Source organism: Prevotella sp. HMSC077E09 (genome assembly GCF_001814685.1).
GTDB lineage: Bacteria > Bacteroidota > Bacteroidia > Bacteroidales > Bacteroidaceae > Prevotella > Prevotella oris.
Map to the genome: position 1 here is coordinate 1 of NZ_KV817480.1, position 577 is coordinate 577.

Genomic DNA, 577 nt, shown 5'->3' on the forward strand with positions numbered 1-577 from the left:
GCTCCGACCGCTTGTAGGCGTATGGTTTCAGGAACTGTTTCACTCTTCTTGTCGAAGTGCTTTTCACCTTTCCCTCACGGTACTGGTTCACTATCGGTCTCACAGGAGTATTTAGCCTTACCGGATGGTCCCGGCGGATTCGCGCAGAATTACTCGTGTTCCGCGTTACTCAGGATACCGCTATGTTGAATCTTGGTTCAAATACAGGACTTTCACCCTCTGTGGTTCTTCTTTCCAGAAGATTCTTTTCACTCGATTCATACAATGTCGCGGTCCTACTACCCCGCAGCTGCGTTGCCACAGTCACGGTTTGGGCTCTTCCCCGTTCGCTCGCCACTACTGGGGGAATCATTGTTTATTTTCTTTTCCTGCAGGTACTAAGATGTTTCAGTTCCCTGCGTTAGCTCTCACGCTCAGCGTGAGTGACCGTCCTTCAGACGGCCGGGTTGTCCCATTCGGAAATCCCCGGATCAGAGATTATTTGCATCTACCCGGGGCTTATCGCAGCTTATCACGTCCTTCGTCGCCTCTGTGAGCCTAGGCATCCGCCATACGCCCTTTCTTACTTTCTTCTTAT

General features: G+C 51.0%; 1 rRNA gene. It reads right to left on the reverse strand.

Features of this window, described 5'->3' with window-relative positions:
• Positions 1 to 572, reverse strand: a 23S ribosomal RNA gene (locus tag HMPREF2983_RS00115); the annotation flags it as partial.
• Positions 573 to 577 lie beyond the last annotated feature (5 nt).